The sequence below is a fragment of the Streptomyces sp. NPDC005761 genome (assembly GCF_040630635.1).
Taxonomy (GTDB): domain Bacteria; phylum Actinomycetota; class Actinomycetes; order Streptomycetales; family Streptomycetaceae; genus Streptomyces.
The window spans coordinates 79,560-94,818 of record NZ_JBEXXX010000031.1; the positions used below are offsets into that span (position 1 = coordinate 79,560).

Below are 15,259 nucleotides of genomic sequence, written 5' to 3' on the forward strand. Positions count from 1 at the left end.
CGCGGGCTCGCGCTCCCCGCGTCGTTACCGGGACGGGCTGGGCCGCGTACCGTCTGTCAGGACATCATGTACGGGGCGGACGAAGCGAGTTGAGCGGGGGGCGACCGATGCGTGGTGAGATTCTCGACGGACGGTACCGGCTGACGGAGCCGGTGGGTTCCGGCGGAATGGGCCGGGTGTGGCTGGCCGAGGACGAACGCATCGGGCGGAAGGTCGCGGTCAAGGTCCTCTCCCGTATCGACGAGGACACCTCGGCGACCCGCTTCGCTCGTGAGGCCCGTGTCGTCGGCGGGTTGTCGAGCCCGCACATCGTCACCCTGCACGACTTCGGCGAGGCGCAGGTGGCGGGGGAACGCGTGCTCTACCTCGTCATGGAACACCTCCAGGGGCGGGACCTCGGGGCCGTGATGGAGAGCCGCAGGCCGGAACTCCCCTCGCCCGAAGAGGTGATGGGATGGGGCATCGACATCTGCGCGGGGCTGGAGACGGCGCACCGGGCGGGCATCGTGCACCGCGACATCAAGCCGGCCAACGTCCTGCTCACCTCGGACGGAACCATCAAGATCCTCGACTTCGGGATCGCGCGGATGCTGTCGACGGCCGCGGCGATGACCCGCACCGATCTGACCGCCGTCGGTTTCGTGATCGGCACCCCGCTCTACATGTCGCCGGAGCAGATACGGGCTCCCGACGTCCTGGACAGCCGCAGCGATCTGTACTCCCTCGGCTGCCTGCTCCATACGCTGCTCACGGGCGGGCCGCCGTTCACCGGTGCCGGTACGGCCGTCCTCGCGCAGCACCTGGGCGACCTCCCCGAGCCGCCGAGTGCCCGGCGCATGGACCTTGCCGGATTCGGCCGACTCGACGCGGTCGTGCTGCGGTTGCTCGCCAAGGAGCCGGGCGAGCGTCCGGAGGGCGCGGCGGAGACCGCCGACCTGTTACGTGCCGCGATCGCCGCGGGACCGGACGCAGCGCCGGCAGCCGGACCCGTCCCGCCGGAGCGCGCCCCCACCGTCCTGGGCTCGGTTCCCCATTCCGCGGCCCCGACGGCCGCCGCCCCCGCCCCTCCGGTCCCGTACCCACCGGCTCCGCCCACCCTCCCCTTCCAGCCGCACATGCCGGCGTACCCCTTCCCGCTGCCGGAGGGGCCACAGCCCGCGAGTCCGCCCCAGCGGCTACGCATCACCGGGCGGGCGTCGCGCGGCGGGGTGGTCTCCACCCGGACCGTGGCGGCCACCTGGCTCGCCGGGGCCGGAACCGCCCTGGTCACGGCCCTCCTCGTGGCGTTCTGCTCACCGGCCGGCACGGAAGGGGCGCTCGCCGGGGCCGTCCTCGGCGCGCTGTTGGGCATGGCGGGGGCCCAGGGGTTCACCAACATGTTCGACCCGCAGGACAAGTCGCTCTTCACCCGGCTCGTCTCCGCGCTGCTGCTCGCCCTCCCCCTCGGCGCGGGCGGCGCGGCCATCGACAACGCGGCCACGGACGAGATCTCCGGGCGCTTCGTCGTCATCGCGTTCGCGGCCTGCGTCGCCGCGCTGACGGTGGGGGTACTGATCGCGGACCAGCTCGTCACCCGCCTCCGGCTGTCGCCGCGCGCGGCGCTGATCCTCTCCATGAGCGGCTGGATCAACGGCGTCGCCGCCTGGGCGGTGCTTGCCTACCGCAGCCCGCTCCAGACCGTCGGCGCGGTGCCGGTCGCCTGCTGCGTGTGGCTCGTCACCGCCGCGGTGCTGGGCCGGATCCTGGCGCCCGTTCGCCGGAACGGCCGGACGGCCTGAGCGCACGTGGCACCCGGGGCCGCCCGGCCGGCTCGGTTCACCAGGCGAAGGCCTCCGGGGACGGGCCCGGGCCCGGGAAGATCTCGTCGAGTGCGGAGAGCAGCTCGTCCGAGAGCTCCAGGTCGACCGCGCGCACCGCGGACTCCAACTGCTCCAGCGTGCGCGGGCCGCTGATCGGACCCGTGACGCCCGGACGGGTCAGCAGCCAGGCCAGGCCCACCTCGCCCGGCTCCAGGCCGTGCTTGTCGAGCAGGTCCTCATACGCCTGGATCCGAGCCCGCGCCGCGGGGTCGGCGAGCGTCTCCGCGGCCCGGCCCGTGGTCGAGCGGGTCGAGCCGCCCGCGCTCTCCTTGCGGATCGCCCCGCCGAGCACGCCGCCGTGCAGCGGCGACCAGGGGATGACGCCGAGGCCGTACTCCTGCGCGGCCGGGATGACCTCCATCTCCGCGCGGCGCTCCGCGAGGTTGTAGAGGCACTGCTCACTGACCAGACCGTACGAGCCCCGGCGCCGTGCCGTCTCGTTGGTCTGGGCGATCTTCCAGCCGGCGAAGTTGGACGAGCCCGCGTAGAGGATCTTGCCCTGCTGGATCAGGACGTCGACGGCCTGCCAGATCTCGTCGACCGGGGTGTCCCGGTCGATGTGGTGGAACTGGTACAGGTCGATGTGGTCCGTCTGGAGCCGCTTGAGGCTCGCGTCGACGGCCCGCCGGATGTTCAGCGCGGAGAGCTTGTGGTGGTTGGGCCAGGCGTCGCCGTCGGCGGCCATGTTCCCGTACACCTTCGTGGCCAGGACCACCTTGTCCCGGCGCTCGCCGCCCTGGGCGAACCAGGTGCCGAGGATCTCCTCGGTGCGGCCCTTGTTCTCGCCCCAGCCGTAGACGTTCGCCGTGTCGAAGAAGTTGACGCCCGCGTCGAGCGCGGCATCCATGATGGTGTGGCTGTCGGCCTCGTTGGTCTGCGGACCGAAGTTCATCGTGCCCAGTACGAGGCGGCTGACTTCGAGTCCCGTGCGTCCCAGATGTGTGTACTTCATGGGTACCAAGCCAACGCCTTCGAGTCCGCTCGAAGCAAGCACCCGTCCGTGCGGGCGCGGACATCAGTTCTCGAGTGCCGCCAGCGTCCCCGCCAGCCAGGCCAGCTCCGCCTCGCCGGTCGCGCGGGCGATCACCAGCAGACCGCGGCGGAACGGGTCGTCGAACGACTCGGCGTCCAGCGGCCGCTCCCCCTCGTAGAAGAAGCTGCTCGGCTCCTCCAGGAACGCGAGGCGCCGGCGCAGCACGGCCGCCTGCTCCGCCGGGGACGGCAGGTGACGCAGGAAGGCGAGGACGGTGAACCAGCGGTTCTCGTCGCTGATGTCCACCTGGTCGGCATCCCGCAGGCGGCGGCGCAGTTCCTCGCGGCCCTCGTCGGTGAGGGTGAGGGTGTGGCGGGGCGCGGCCCTGCTGCCCGGTTCGGTCCGGCGGCCCAGCCAGCCCGCCCGCTCCAGCCGCTTGATCGCCGGGTACAGGGTGCCGTCGGCGATCGGCCGGACATGGCCGGTGAGGTGGGCGACCCGCCGCTTCAGTTCGTACCCGTGCAGCGGCTGCTCGTACAGAAATCCCAGGATGGCCAGTTCCAGCATGACCGTATCCTCCCCCATGGCCTTATACATCGCCACCGATGTATAGTCGCGCCGATGGTTGCGGTCCTCGGCCCGTTCCGGGCACCCCGGACCGCATGACACCCGGATCCCAGGAGGAGACATGCAGGACGCCCAGGTGACGGCCGGCGGCGCGCGTATCCGGTGGGTGGAGATCGCGGGCCACGACGCCGCCGCACCGCCCCGGCTCTATCTGCACGGACTCGGCGCCTCCAGCGGCCCCTACTTCACGGCGAGCGCCACCCATCCACTGCTCGCCGGCGGGCGCGCCCTGCTGATGGACCTCCTGGGCTTCGGCATCAGCGACCGCCCCACGGACTTCGGCTACACCCTGGAGGAGCACGCGGACGCCGTCGCGGACGCGCTGGAGACGGCCGGGGTCCGGGACGCGGAGGTGGTCGCGCACAGCATGGGCGGCGCGGTGGCGATCGTCCTCGCTGCCCGCCACCCGCACCTGGTGGCACGGCTGGTCCTGGTGGACGCGAATCTCGACCCGGTCGTCCCGTCGCCGGTGCCGCCGGCCGGCAGCAGCGGCATCGCCGCGTACACGGAGGAGGAGTTCCTGGCCCACGGCCGGGACGAGGTACGCGAGCGGGTGGGCGCGCACTGGTGGTCGACCATGCGGCTCGCCGGACCCGAGGCCCTGCACCGCAGCGCGGTCCACCTGGCGCGCGGGACGACACCGACGATGCGTGCGCTGCTGCTGGAGCTGCCGGTCCCGGTGACGTACCTGCGGCCGGAGCACGACGGGCCGCTGCCCGGCGAGGACGCGCTCACGGCGGGCGGGGTGCACGTGGTCGCGGTCCCGGACTGCGGGCACAACATCATGCTCGACAACCCCGAGGCGTTCGCGAAGGAGACCGCGCGGGGTTTCAGCTGAGGAAGGCCGCCATCAGCCGACCGCGGCCGCCACGGCGACAGCAGCGAACATCAGCACGAGCACGGCCGCCATGATGCGGTTTCTGGTCTTCGGGTCCACCCGACGAGCGTAACCGCCCCGCTCACCGACCCAGCGGCCAGGCCCGCACCACGCGGTACCGTGGCTGCTCCCCCGGGACCCCGTCCACCGGCAGATGACTGTGTACGAGGCTGAGCTCACCGGCCTCCCAGATCTGCCCCTCGAAGCCTTCCAGGGCCTCGGTGAACGGGGCCAGGTCCGCCGGGACGCGGCTGCGCGCCAGGGTCAGGTGCGGGGTGTAGCGGCGGTGCTCCTCCATCGGCACCCCGGCCCGGCGAGCGGCGGCGTGGGCGCGCTCGGCCAGCAGCCGCAAGGTGTCCAGCCCGCCCGCGGCCCCCGCCCACAGCGCCCGCCCGCCGAACCGCCCGCCCCCGTGGACGCGCAGCGCGAACGTCTCGGTCCGGTGCGCGGCCCGCTCCAGCCGGCTGTACAGGTCCGGCAGCAGCTCCTCGTCGACCTCCCCGAGGAAGGCCAGCGTGTAGTGCCAGCCCGGGGCCCCGGTCCAGCGCAGGGTGTCGGCGCCCGGCAGGGAGCGCAGAGGGACCACGGCACGGCGCAGCTCCTCGACCGCGGGGGCCGGTGGCAGGACGGCGGCGAAGAGTCTCATGCGGCGAGTCTGGCAGCCCCCGGCGCGCCGTCCTGCGCGTACGGCCCCGCCCGATTCCTCGGGTGGGGCCGTATCGCGTCCGTACCGACGGCTCTCAGGCCGCCGTCGCCAGCTGTTCGCGCGGGACGAACCGCACGTGCGGGCGGCCCGGCCGCAGATCGACCTTGAGGCGCAGGCCGCCGACGCGGGCCAGCATGAAGCCGACACCGAGCGCGGCCACCAGGGAGAACACCCCGCCGACCGCCATGCCGGTGCGGACGCCGTACGCGTCGCTGATCCAGCCGACGATCGGGGCGCCCACCGGCGTACCACCGGCGAACACCATCATGTACAGGCTCATCACCCGGCCCCGCATGGCGGGGTCGGACGCCATCTGCACGCTGGTGTTCGCACTGATGTTGGTCGTCAGGCCGATCATGCCGATCGGGACGAGCAGCAGCGCGAAGAGCCAGACGGACGGCGCCATGGACGCGACGATCTCCAGCACGCCGAACGCCGTACCGGCCGCGACCAGCATCCGCAGCCGCGAGGAGCGGCGGCGGGCGGCGAGGAGCGCGCCGGCGAGGGAGCCGGCCGCCATGAGGATGTTGAAGAACGAGTACATCCCGGCGCCGCCGTGGAAGATCTCGTCCGCGAAGGCCGTCAGCCAGATCGGGAAGTTGAACCCGAACGTGCCGACGAAGCCGACGAGGACGATGGGCCAGATCAGTTCGGGGCGTCCGGAGACGTAACGGAGCCCCTCACGGAGCTGCCCCTTGGCGCGCGGGATGACGACGGCCTTGTGCAGCTCGCTCGTACGCATCATCAGCAGGCCGACGAGCGGCGCGAGGAACGACAGGCCGTTGAACATGAACGCCCAGCCGCTGCCGACCGAGGTGATCAGCACACCCGCGACGGCGGGACCGACGAGCCGGGCGGACTGGAAGTTCGCCGAGTTCAGGCTGACGGCGTTCCGCAGCTGGGCGGGGCCGACCATCTCGGAGACGAACGCCTGGCGGGCCGGGTTGTCCACGACCGTGACCATGCCGAGCAGGAAGGCGATCAGGTAGACGTGCCACACCTGCACCACGCCGGAGAGCGTGAGGACGGCGAGCGCGATCCCGCACAGGCCGAGTGCCGCCTGACTGAAGAGGAGGAGCTTGCGCTTCGGGAGACGGTCGGCGATGACGCCGCCGTACAGGCCGAAGAGCAGCATGGGGAGGAACTGGAGTGCCGTGGTGATACCGACGGCGGTGGCGGACCCGGTGAGGCTCAGAACGAGCCAGTCCTGCGTGATGCGGGACATCCAGGTGCCGGTGTTGGAGATCACGGCGCCCGTGGCGAACAGGCGGTAGTTGCGGATCTTCAGCGACGAGAAGGTCCCGCCGGGCTTGCTCTCGTGGGTGGAAGTCGGTGCGGGGGCGGAGTCTGCTCCGGATCCCGTACTCAAAAGGGTTCGCCTCCTCGGGCGTGGGCATTGTGCTGACTGACGGGGATGCGGCGGTGGGGCGGTGCTCCGGTTTCTGTCCGGCGCGGCCCGCTCCGCTACAGGTGGGCGAGCTTCTCCAGCACGGGCGCCGCGTTGCGCAGCGTCTCCCACTCGTCCTCGTCCAGGCCTTCGGCGAGGGTGGTCAGCCAGGCGTTCCGCTTGGAGCGGCTCTCGGCGAGCATGGCTTCGGCCTGCTCGGTCTGGCTGACCATCTTCTGGCGACGGTCATCGGGGTGCGGTTCCAGTCTGACCAGTCCCTTGGCTTCGAGCAGCGCGACGATGCGGGTCATCGACGGCGGCTGCACATGCTCCTTGCGGGCCAGCTCACCGGGGGTGGCCGAGCCGCAACGCGCGAGGGTGCCGAGCACCGACATCTCGGTGGGGCTCAGCGACTCGTCGACGCGCTGGTGCTTGAGGCGCCGGCCGAGCAGCATGACGGCGGAACGAAGGGAGCTCACGGCGGCGGCACTGTCGCTGTCGTGGATCAGGTCAGGCATGTTTGTTAGCGTAACTCATTACCTACCCTAAAGACCACTCGGTGGTACACGCGCGAGGGCCAGATCACCAATCGATCACCCAAACGAGTGAGTCGATTCCGGAAAGTCACGCGCGTCGGGCCCGCGGGACGTAACCCTGCTTGCCATGGGATCGACAGTGCTCAGCCTGCGGATAGACGGTGAGCTGCTCGACCGGCTCAAGCAGCACGCGGCCAAACGCGGAATGAGCGTCCAGGACTATGTGGTCCGGACGCTCATTCGCGACGATTTCGACGAGCGCTTCCAGGCGGCCGTCGACGAGACGGAGAAGTTCTACGGAGCGGAGGAGGTCACGGCCCGGGAGGTCACCTGACGGAGACCTCCCGGGCCGTGGGCCCTCTTCCGCGACCCTCCCGGGATCACGTGAGGCCGAGCGCCGGCATCGCGTAGTAGAAGACGAAGACCGCCGACACCACATACATGGCCACCGGCACCTCACGACCTCGGCCGACGGCCAGCCGCAGCACGCAGAACGTGATGAAGCCGATCCCGATGCCGTTGGTGATCGAGTACGTGAACGGCATCATGACCATGGCGAGGAAGGCCGGGATCGCGAGCGTGTAGTCGCTCCAGTCGATATCCCGCACCGAGCCCGCGATGATCAGGAAGCCGACCGCCAGCAGGGCCGGAGTGGCCGCCTGCGAGGGGACCATGGTCGCCAGCGGTGTGAGGAACAGCGCCGCCGTGAACAGCAGACCCGTGACGATGCTCGCGAAGCCGGTGCGGGCCCCCTCCCCGACACCCGCCGTGGACTCCACGAAGCAGGTACCCGCCGAGGCGGAGCTCGCACCGCCCGCGGCGACCGCGATGCCGTCGACGAACAGCACCTTGTTGATGCCCGGGAAGTTGCCGTCCTTGTCGGTCAGCCTGGCCTCGTCGCCGACGCCGAGGATGGTGCCCATCGCGTCGAAGAAGCAGGACAGCAGCACGGTGAAGACGAACAGGACGCCGGTGAGGACACCGACCTTGTCGAAGCCCCCGAACAGGCTGACGTCGCCGATCAGCCCGAAGTCGGGCGAGGCGACCGGGTTGCCCGGCCATTCCGGCACGGTCAGGCCCCAGGCCTCGCCCGGCAGGTCGGCGACCGCGTCGATGATCAGCGCGACGACCGTCATCGTCACGATGGAGATCAGGATCGCGCCCGGCACCTTGCGGACGATCAGCGCGAGGGTGAGCAGCGCGCCGAGGACGAAGACCAGGACCGGCCAGCCGTTGAGGTGACCGTCATTGCCCAGCTGGAGCGGGACGGTGGTGTGCGCGATGTCCGGGATGCGGGAGACGAAGCCCGAGTCGACCAGACCGATCAGCAGGATGAAGAGACCGATACCGATCGCGATGCCCTTGCGGAGCGAGGTCGGTACGGCGTTCATCACGCGTTCCCGCAGGCCGGTCGCGACGAGCAGCATGACCACGATGCCCGCGAGGACGACCATGCCCATCGCGTCGGGCCAGCTCATCCGGGGGGCGAGCTGGAGGGCGACGACGGTGTTGACGCCGAGGCCCGCGGCCAGCGCGATCGGCACGTTGCCGATGACGCCCATGAGCAGGGTGGAGAACGCCGCGGTCAGCACCGTCGCGGTGACCAGCTGGCCACTGTCGAGTTGGTGGCCGTACATGTCCTTCGCGCTGCCCAGGATGATCGGGTTCAGCACGATGATGTACGCCATCGCGAAGAACGTGGCGAAACCACCGCGGATCTCACGCGCGACCGACGACCCCCGCTCGGAGATCTTGAAGAAACCGTCCAGGCCGCCGGTGGGCTGCGGGGACGGGGGCGGAGTGGGGTCGACCTGAGCGGTGGCCGAGGGGGACATGTATGACCTCAGTCGTGCGTAGAGGGGGGTTAAAACCAGTCAGCTTTGGACTTTCACACGAATAAATTGAGACAGTCGTAAGCAGATTCAGTATGAATACATAAGGCGAAGATCGCTATCTCCGCGCGTAGACCCTTGCGCCGACTGGCCCGGCCATCTTTGTGTGAGCCCCGCATACACTGGCCGCATGGCGAAGTGGACACCGAAGCACGAGGCACCCGAGCCCCTGGAGGGACCGGTCGTCGCGACCATCACCGGCGGCACGATCCTCTGGTTCGTCCTCTTCCTGGTCCAGCTCCCGTTCTACGGCTGGTTCGACGACCACGGCCACCTGTGGTGGGTGTGGACCTGCCTGGCCGGTGCCGGCCTCGGACTGATCGGCATCTGGTACGTACGGGGCCGCGACGCGGCACTCAAGCGCGCCGCTGCGGCGCACGGCGAACCGACGGACACGCCGGGCGCCACCGCCTGAGACCGGGCGGCCGGGCCGGGCCCGTACTGCCACGGGACGATTCCCCTCCTCCCCCGGTCTGATCTTCCTACCCCTCGGTGGGTGAACCGGACGTTCCGCCCGTACCGTCGGAACCATGACTCAGCGGGCACTCGATCCCTCCGGGGAACAGCCGAACGGTTCCTCCGGACCCCCCGGCGCCGGCCGGCCGGTGAAGATCGACGCCGGTTCCGAGCTCGACCCGGTCCACCCGGCGGACCTGCCCGCCCCGGCAACCGCCGCGCGCGGGCTGACCGCGGCCGAGGTCGCCGAGCGGATCGCCCGGGGCGAGGTCAACGACGTACCCGTGCGCTCCTCCCGGTCCGTGACCGAGATCGTCCGCGCCAACGTCCTCACCCGGTTCAACCTGATCATCGGCGTGCTCTGGGTGATCATGCTGTTCGTCGCGCCCATCCAGGACAGCCTCTTCGGCTTCGTGATCATCGCCAACACCGGCATCGGCATCGTGCAGGAGTGGCGGGCCAAGAAGACCCTGGACAGCCTCGCGGTCATCGGCGAGGCGAAACCCACGGTGCGGCGGGACGGGGTGGCGGCCGAGGTCTCCGTCTCCGAGATCGTCCTCGGCGACCTCGTCGAGCTCGGCCCCGGCGACAAGGTCATCGTGGACGGCACGGTCACCGAGGCCGACAGCCTGGAGGTCGACGAGTCCCTGCTCACCGGCGAGGCCGACCCGGTGCTGAAACGGGCCGGGGACGCCGTCATGTCCGGCAGCTTCGTCGTCGCCGGCGGCGGCGCCTTCGCCGCCACCAAGGTCGGCCGCGAGGCCTACGCCGCACAGCTCGCCGAGGAGGCCTCCCGCTTCACGCTCGTCCAGTCCGAGCTGCGCAGCGGCATCTCCACCATCCTCAAGTACGTCACCTGGATGATGATCCCGACCGCGATCGGCCTGATCATCAGCCAGCTCGTCGTCAAGGACAACAACTTCAAGGACTCGGTCGCCCGCACCGTCGGCGGCATCGTCCCGATGATCCCCGAGGGCCTGGTCCTGCTCACCTCGGTCGCCTTCGCGATCGGTGTCGTACGGCTGGGCCGCAAGCAGTGCCTGGTGCAGGAGCTCCCCGCGATCGAGGGGCTGGCCCGGGTCGACGTCGTCTGCCTGGACAAGACCGGCACCCTCACCGAGGGCGGCATGGACGTCACCGAGGTCCGCGCGCTGAACGGGGCCGAGGACCCCTACCTGCGCCGCGTCCTCGGGGCCTTCGGCGCCTCGGACCCGCGCCCCAACGCCAGCCTCCAGGCCATCATCGACACCTACCCGGCCCCGTCCCCGGACGGCACGGGCTGGCGCGTCACACAGGCGCTGCCGTTCTCCTCGGCCCGCAAGTACAGCGGCGCGGCGTTCGACGAGGGCGAGGGGCGTGAGTCGTCCTGGCTGCTCGGCGCCCCCGATGTACTGCTGCCCGAGGCGGACCCGGCGCTCGCCGAGATCGAGCAGCTCAACGAGCAGGGCCTACGGGTGCTGCTGCTGGCCCGCGCGCGGGGCGGACTCGACGCCCCGGACCTGGCCGACGGGGCCGTACCGAGCGCACTGGTCGTCCTGGAGCAACGGCTGCGGCCCGACGCCGGGGAGACGCTCGCCTACTTCGCCGACCAGCGGGTCGCCACGAAGGTGATCTCCGGGGACAACGCCGTCTCGGTCGGCGCCGTCGCAGCGAAGCTGGGGCTGCCGGGCGCCGAGCACACCCTGGACGCGCGCAAGCTGCCGACCGATCCCGACGCGATGGCCACCGCGATGGAGGAGAACACGGTCTTCGGCCGCGTCACCCCGCAGCAGAAGCGGGAGATGGTCGCAGCCCTCCAGTCCCGCGGCCACACCGTCGCGATGACGGGCGACGGCGTCAACGACGTCCTCGCGCTCAAGGACGCCGACATCGGCGTCTCGATGGGCTCGGGCTCGGAGGCGACCCGCGCGGTCGCCCAGATCGTGCTGCTGAACAACAGCTTCGCGACCCTGCCGTCCGTCGTCGCCGAGGGCCGTCGCGTCATCGGCAACATCACCCGCGTCGCCACGCTGTTCCTGACGAAGACCGTCTACTCGGTCCTCCTTGCCGTCCTGGTCGTCTGCTTCCAGGTGGAGTACCCGTTCCTGCCCCGCCACCTGACCCTGCTGTCGACGCTGACGATCGGCGTCCCGGCCTTCTTCCTGGCCCTCGCGCCGAACAAGGAGCGGGCCCATCCGCACTTCGTGCGCCGCGTCATGCGGTACGCGATCCCGTCGGGCACCATCGCGGCCGCCGCCACGTTCGCGATGTACCTGATCGCCCGGAGCCACTACTCCGGTACGGGCGCACTGGACGCGGAGACGAGCGCGGCGACGCTCACCCTGTTCCTGGTCTCGATGTGGGTCCTCGCGATCATCGCGCGCCCCTACACCTGGTGGCGGATCTGCCTGGTGGCGGCGATGGGCCTGGCGTTCCTGATCGTCCTCGTGGTGCCCTGGCTCCAGGACTTCTTCGCCCTGAAGCTGGTGGGGACGACGATGCCGTGGACAGCGGTGGGCATCGCAGTGGTGGCCTCGGCCGCCCTGGAGTACGCCTGGCGCCTGGTGGGCCGCCGCTTCCCGGTGTAGCGGCGGCCCCCGCGCTCAGTCGAACCAGCGGTCCCGGGCCAGTTCGTCCGTGCGGGACGGGTCCTCCAGCAGGGCCGCGACCTCGAAGCGGCGCGGCCACTGGCCCGCCGCCCAGGCCAGGCCCGCCGCGACGCCCTCCAGGGTCGCGGCGTGGACGACACCGTCCGGCGTGCGGCGCCAGTCCAGTTCGGCGCCTCCCGCAAGCAGTTCGCCGTGCTCGACGTACGTGTCCGGGGTGCCGGGGCCGAGCAGGATCCGGACCGGGTCGGGGACCTGGTGTTCCTCGCCCTCGGACGTCACCTCCGCCTCGACGCTCTCGCCGAGCCGCCGCACCTGGAACAGTTCGGCCAGCTCCGCCGCGCTCGCCGGCGCGACGGGCAGCAGCGCCACACCCCTGGTCAGCGGCAGCAGGTCCGGGGCGTCGGCGATCACCGCGTCCGCCGCGTCGACGACCCGCACCTCACCGTCGACGACGGCCCGCAGCTCGTCCGGCAGCGTCACCTGTTCCGGGTCCAGGTCGGCGAGTGCGGTGTACAGGGAATGCAGCTGTACGGGGCCGACCGGGCGGTCCTCGTCCGCGAGCCGGCCGAGGAGTTCGGCCGCACCGCCGGGCTCGTCCAGCAGGGCCGCGACCGAGGTCCGCACGCCGAGGGCGCGCAGCACCTGCGCGTCGTCGAAGCCGGTCGCGTCGGCGGCGTCGTACAGGCCTGCCAGCCGGGGGTCGCTGCCATGGGCGCGCAGACCTGCGGGGCGGCGGCCGTCCAGTACCGGGTGGTCGCGCAGCCACCAGGCTGTGTACGGGCGTACGGACTGCGTCGTACCGTCCGGGAGCAGCACGCGCACCGGCTGGGTCAGCGCGTCCCGCAGAGGCGGCCTGGCCAGGAGGGCGAGGGCCTGGGGCCAGGCGTCGTCGTCGACGAGGTCGAGATCGCGGACGGCGACGATCTCGGTGGCGACCGGCGGTACGGGCGTGTCCGGGAGCTGGTCGAGGATGTCCTCGCACCAGACGTCGACGGCGTCGAGCAGCCCGGCGTCGTCGGGCTCGGCGTAGTCGCTGTCGCGCGGCTCCAGTTCGTCCGGGTCCAGGACCACGTCGGTGGCACGCACGAGCGCGAACGTGGCCAGCACTCCGCAGGCGGTGAGGGGCTGTTCACCCCAGCGGTCGGCCAGGTCCGCATCGCAGTGGGCGAGTTCGCCCTCGCGCATGACGGCGGCGAACGGGCTGCCGGGCAGCACCAGTTCCCCGGCCGGTGTGAGCTCGCCGTCCTCGTCGGGCAGCGCGAGCGCCCCGAGCCAGGGCTCCTCGCCGGGCGTCAGGTCGGCGTCCCTGACCAGGGTGAGGACGGTCTCCACGAGCTCGTCGCCGTCCAGCGCGTCCTCGTCCCAGATCTCGCCCGCGTCCAGCGAACCGGCGACGGCGGCCCGCACCTGCGGGGTCGTCAGCACGGCGCGGGGCGTGGCGGGCAGGGCTCCGAGCTTCTCCAGGAGCGGATGCGCGGCGTCCGGGTGCGCGACCTTCAGCCCGAGCCGCCCGAGCCGTTCCAGGACCGGCCCGGTCAGCGCGTCGGGCAGCGGGAGCAGGATCTGCCGGGGGCCGATCGTCGTCCGCGGGACGGGCGGCGTCTCGGGGTCGGGCCCGCGGGACTCCGTCCCGGCGAGCGGCACCGGAAGGCCCGTCAGCCGGTCCGGCTCGACACCGGCCAGGCTGTCGTACAGCCGCCGCCACCAGCCGGGGTCGCGCTCCAGACCCGCGAGCCGGTCGATCGCCTCGGTCAGCGGTACGCGGGCGACACCGAGCGTCCGCAGTTCGCTGCGGCGCTCAAGTCCCGCGGGCAGCAGGCAGGGCAGCACCTCGGCCAGCACCGAGACGGTCTCGGCGCCGACCCCCTCCAGCACCTCGGCCTCGATCGGCCGCAGCGCGGTGGTGGCCTTGCGGGCGCTCTCGGTCCCCGCGTCCCAGCTGTCCCACCGGTCCGGCTCGGCGGCGGGATCGCGCGGGGCCGCCGGTTCCAGGAACGCGACCCGGGGCAGCCGTTCCAGCACGGCGGCCCGCAGCGCGCCGTCCAACTCGCTCCTGCCGAGCGGCCCCGGCACGAGCCCGATGGTGGCGACGGTCACCGGCTGCCAGTCGGCCAGCAGTTCCGCGTACGCGTCGGCCGCGCGCTGCACGAGGAAGTCGGTGAGCGGACCGGGCGCGGGGTGCCGGCGGGTGGTGTCCAGCGGAAGGGAGGCGATGAGCAGCGCGGGAAAGCCGAGCGGTTCGTCGGTGGGGGTCGGGGCGTGCACGACGGGGGCGGTACGGGGGTGGACCGGGGCGCCCTCCGCGTCCACGGGGACGGCCCAGGTCACCGACCAGTGCGGGCGCAGCCGTTCCTCCAGCGGGCGGTCGGCGAGCAGGGCAGGCTCGACGGGTCCGTGGTGGTTGACGGTCCGCCAGCGGTTCGTACCGTGCGCGGAGTCCTCGATGTGCGTGTACGGGCCGTGCTGCGAGCGGCGCAACGTCCTTACGGTGTCCGGGGTTTCGACGACGATCTCGTCGAGGCCGGCCAGGGTGAGGAGCAGGGCGTCGTCGACGGCGTCGAGCAGCCGGCCGACGAGGTCCTCGGCGACGCCGTCGCGCAGCGGGAGGACGACCACCGTGTCGTAGCCGTCGGGAGCGGTGCCCTCGGCGGGCAGCGGGAGGCGCAGCAGCGGTACGTGGCCGTCGCGGCGGCGCAGTTCGTCGCCGAGGCCGGGGCTGCCGAGCGCCGCCTCACGGGCGAGGTCACGGGCCTCGGCGAGGGACCAGCGCACGCCGCCGTGCCGGCCGACGACGGCCGGCTCGTCACTCACCGCGAGCACGGCGGCGAACCCGACACCGAACCTGCCGACGGCCCCCTCGTGGCCCTCGCGCTTGGCGGAGGCCCGAAGGGTGGACAACGACTCCACGCCGGTGGCGTCCAGGGGCGCGCCGGTGTTCGCGGCGGCGAGGACGGCCGGGGCGACCCCGGTCGCCGGGTGCAGGGTCAGCCGGAGCCGGCCGGGCACACGGGCACGGGCTGCGGCGTCGGCGGCGTTCTGCGCCAGCTCGACGACGAGGCGGTCGCGGTAGCCGCCGAGCGCGAGGTCCTCCTCGGCGTTGGCATCCTCGCGGAAGCGGGCGGGGCCGGCGCCCCAGGCGTCGAGCACGCCGCGTCGCAGGCGCGCGGTTCCGAACGGGTCGGCCCCCTCGGTCGCATTCATGCCGCCGTGACTCCCTCGTCCGTGGTCCGGTTACGCGTACCCGCCCAGTGTGCGCCCCTCTGGGTGCGGGGTTCCGTCCTCAATCGCCGGACGGGCTTGTGTGCGGGGTCCCCGCGGGGCGCTGTTGTCCGGTGGGTGGGGGTGGTGCCCCTCCGGG

At 71.9% G+C, this 15,259-nt stretch carries 12 protein-coding genes; 5 read left to right on the top strand and 7 right to left on the bottom strand.

The annotated features are described in order from the left end of the window. The first annotated feature begins 107 nt into the window (after positions 1-107). Positions 108-1,778, top strand: coding sequence for a serine/threonine-protein kinase (locus tag ABZ434_RS25495; RefSeq protein WP_359141218.1), 1,671 nt, complete (start codon positions 108-110; stop codon positions 1,776-1,778). Between the two features lie 37 nt (positions 1,779-1,815). Here the strand turns inward: ABZ434_RS25495 and ABZ434_RS25500 are convergent, their stop codons facing one another. Together ABZ434_RS25500 and ABZ434_RS25505 are read right to left on the bottom strand one after the other, a co-directional pair. Next, positions 1,816-2,811, bottom strand: a complete 996-nt coding sequence (locus tag ABZ434_RS25500) for an aldo/keto reductase (RefSeq protein ID WP_359141221.1) — start codon at positions 2,809-2,811, stop codon at positions 1,816-1,818. A gap of 63 nt (positions 2,812-2,874) precedes the next feature. Continuing rightward, entirely contained in the window at positions 2,875-3,399 is a 525-nt protein-coding gene (locus tag ABZ434_RS25505; protein WP_359141223.1) for a PadR family transcriptional regulator, read from the bottom strand. Positions 3,400-3,520: 121 nt separating this feature from the next. On the opposite strand from ABZ434_RS25505, the gene ABZ434_RS25510 reads away from it, so the two are divergent. Next, entirely contained in the window at positions 3,521-4,297 is a 777-nt protein-coding gene (locus ABZ434_RS25510; RefSeq protein WP_359141226.1) for an alpha/beta hydrolase, read from the top strand. Positions 4,298-4,418: 121 nt separating this feature from the next. Here ABZ434_RS25510 and thpR read toward each other — a convergent pair whose 3' ends face one another. From thpR to ABZ434_RS25525, 3 genes are all read right to left on the bottom strand, one after another. After that, the gene (gene thpR, locus ABZ434_RS25515) at positions 4,419-4,982 is read right to left on the bottom strand and encodes an RNA 2',3'-cyclic phosphodiesterase (protein ID WP_359141229.1); all 564 of its coding nucleotides are present in this window, start codon (positions 4,980-4,982) and stop codon (positions 4,419-4,421) included. 94 nt (positions 4,983-5,076) lie between these two features. Next, a complete protein-coding gene (locus ABZ434_RS25520) occupies positions 5,077-6,411 on the bottom strand; it encodes an MFS transporter (protein ID WP_359141232.1) in 1,335 nt (444 codons plus the stop codon). A 95-nt stretch (positions 6,412-6,506) separates the two neighbouring features. Beyond that, on the bottom strand, positions 6,507-6,947 hold the full coding sequence (locus ABZ434_RS25525) for a MarR family transcriptional regulator (protein ID WP_219573152.1): 441 nt from the start codon (positions 6,945-6,947) through the stop codon (positions 6,507-6,509). Positions 6,948-7,092: 145 nt separating this feature from the next. Here ABZ434_RS25525 and ABZ434_RS25530 point away from each other — a divergent pair, with 145 nt between their 5' ends. Continuing rightward, positions 7,093-7,299, top strand: coding sequence for a ribbon-helix-helix protein, CopG family (locus tag ABZ434_RS25530; RefSeq protein ID WP_359141235.1), 207 nt, complete (start codon positions 7,093-7,095; stop codon positions 7,297-7,299). Positions 7,300-7,345: 46 nt separating this feature from the next. On the opposite strand, the gene ABZ434_RS25535 is transcribed toward ABZ434_RS25530, so the two are convergent. Continuing rightward, positions 7,346-8,800, bottom strand: a complete 1,455-nt coding sequence (locus ABZ434_RS25535) for an NCS2 family permease (RefSeq protein WP_359141238.1) — start codon at positions 8,798-8,800, stop codon at positions 7,346-7,348. Between the two features lie 187 nt (positions 8,801-8,987). Between ABZ434_RS25535 and ABZ434_RS25540 the strand changes: the two genes are divergently transcribed. Both ABZ434_RS25540 and ABZ434_RS25545 read left to right on the top strand, forming a co-directional pair. After that, positions 8,988-9,272: a DUF2530 domain-containing protein gene (locus ABZ434_RS25540; protein WP_359141240.1), complete on the top strand. Its 285-nt coding sequence runs from the start codon at positions 8,988-8,990 to the stop codon at positions 9,270-9,272. A 115-nt stretch (positions 9,273-9,387) separates the two neighbouring features. Further along, positions 9,388-11,880: an HAD-IC family P-type ATPase gene (locus ABZ434_RS25545; RefSeq protein ID WP_359141243.1), complete on the top strand. Its 2,493-nt coding sequence runs from the start codon at positions 9,388-9,390 to the stop codon at positions 11,878-11,880. Between the two features lie 15 nt (positions 11,881-11,895). Here the strand turns inward: ABZ434_RS25545 and ABZ434_RS25550 are convergent, their stop codons facing one another. After that, on the bottom strand, positions 11,896-15,102 hold the full coding sequence (locus ABZ434_RS25550) for a molecular chaperone Hsp90 (protein WP_359141246.1): 3,207 nt from the start codon (positions 15,100-15,102) through the stop codon (positions 11,896-11,898). Positions 15,103-15,259 lie beyond the last annotated feature (157 nt).

What these genes read in the sequence shown, in the direction of transcription:
- ABZ434_RS25495 (WP_359141218.1), top strand. Translation starts at nt 108, where the DNA reads ATGCGTGGTGAGATTCTCGACGGACGGTACCGGCTGACGGAGCCGGTG.
- ABZ434_RS25500 (WP_359141221.1), bottom strand. Translation starts at nt 2,811, where the DNA reads ATGAAGTACACACATCTGGGACGCACGGGACTCGAAGTCAGCCGCCTC.
- ABZ434_RS25505 (WP_359141223.1), bottom strand. Translation starts at nt 3,399, where the DNA reads ATGCTGGAACTGGCCATCCTGGGATTTCTGTACGAGCAGCCGCTGCAC.
- ABZ434_RS25510 (WP_359141226.1), top strand. Translation starts at nt 3,521, where the DNA reads ATGCAGGACGCCCAGGTGACGGCCGGCGGCGCGCGTATCCGGTGGGTG.
- thpR (WP_359141229.1), bottom strand. Translation starts at nt 4,982, where the DNA reads ATGAGACTCTTCGCCGCCGTCCTGCCACCGGCCCCCGCGGTCGAGGAG.
- ABZ434_RS25525 (WP_219573152.1), bottom strand. Translation starts at nt 6,947, where the DNA reads ATGCCTGACCTGATCCACGACAGCGACAGTGCCGCCGCCGTGAGCTCC.
- ABZ434_RS25530 (WP_359141235.1), top strand. Translation starts at nt 7,093, where the DNA reads ATGGGATCGACAGTGCTCAGCCTGCGGATAGACGGTGAGCTGCTCGAC.
- ABZ434_RS25535 (WP_359141238.1), bottom strand. Translation starts at nt 8,800, where the DNA reads ATGTCCCCCTCGGCCACCGCTCAGGTCGACCCCACTCCGCCCCCGTCC.
- ABZ434_RS25540 (WP_359141240.1), top strand. Translation starts at nt 8,988, where the DNA reads ATGGCGAAGTGGACACCGAAGCACGAGGCACCCGAGCCCCTGGAGGGA.
- ABZ434_RS25545 (WP_359141243.1), top strand. Translation starts at nt 9,388, where the DNA reads ATGACTCAGCGGGCACTCGATCCCTCCGGGGAACAGCCGAACGGTTCC.
- ABZ434_RS25550 (WP_359141246.1), bottom strand. Translation starts at nt 15,102, where the DNA reads ATGAATGCGACCGAGGGGGCCGACCCGTTCGGAACCGCGCGCCTGCGA.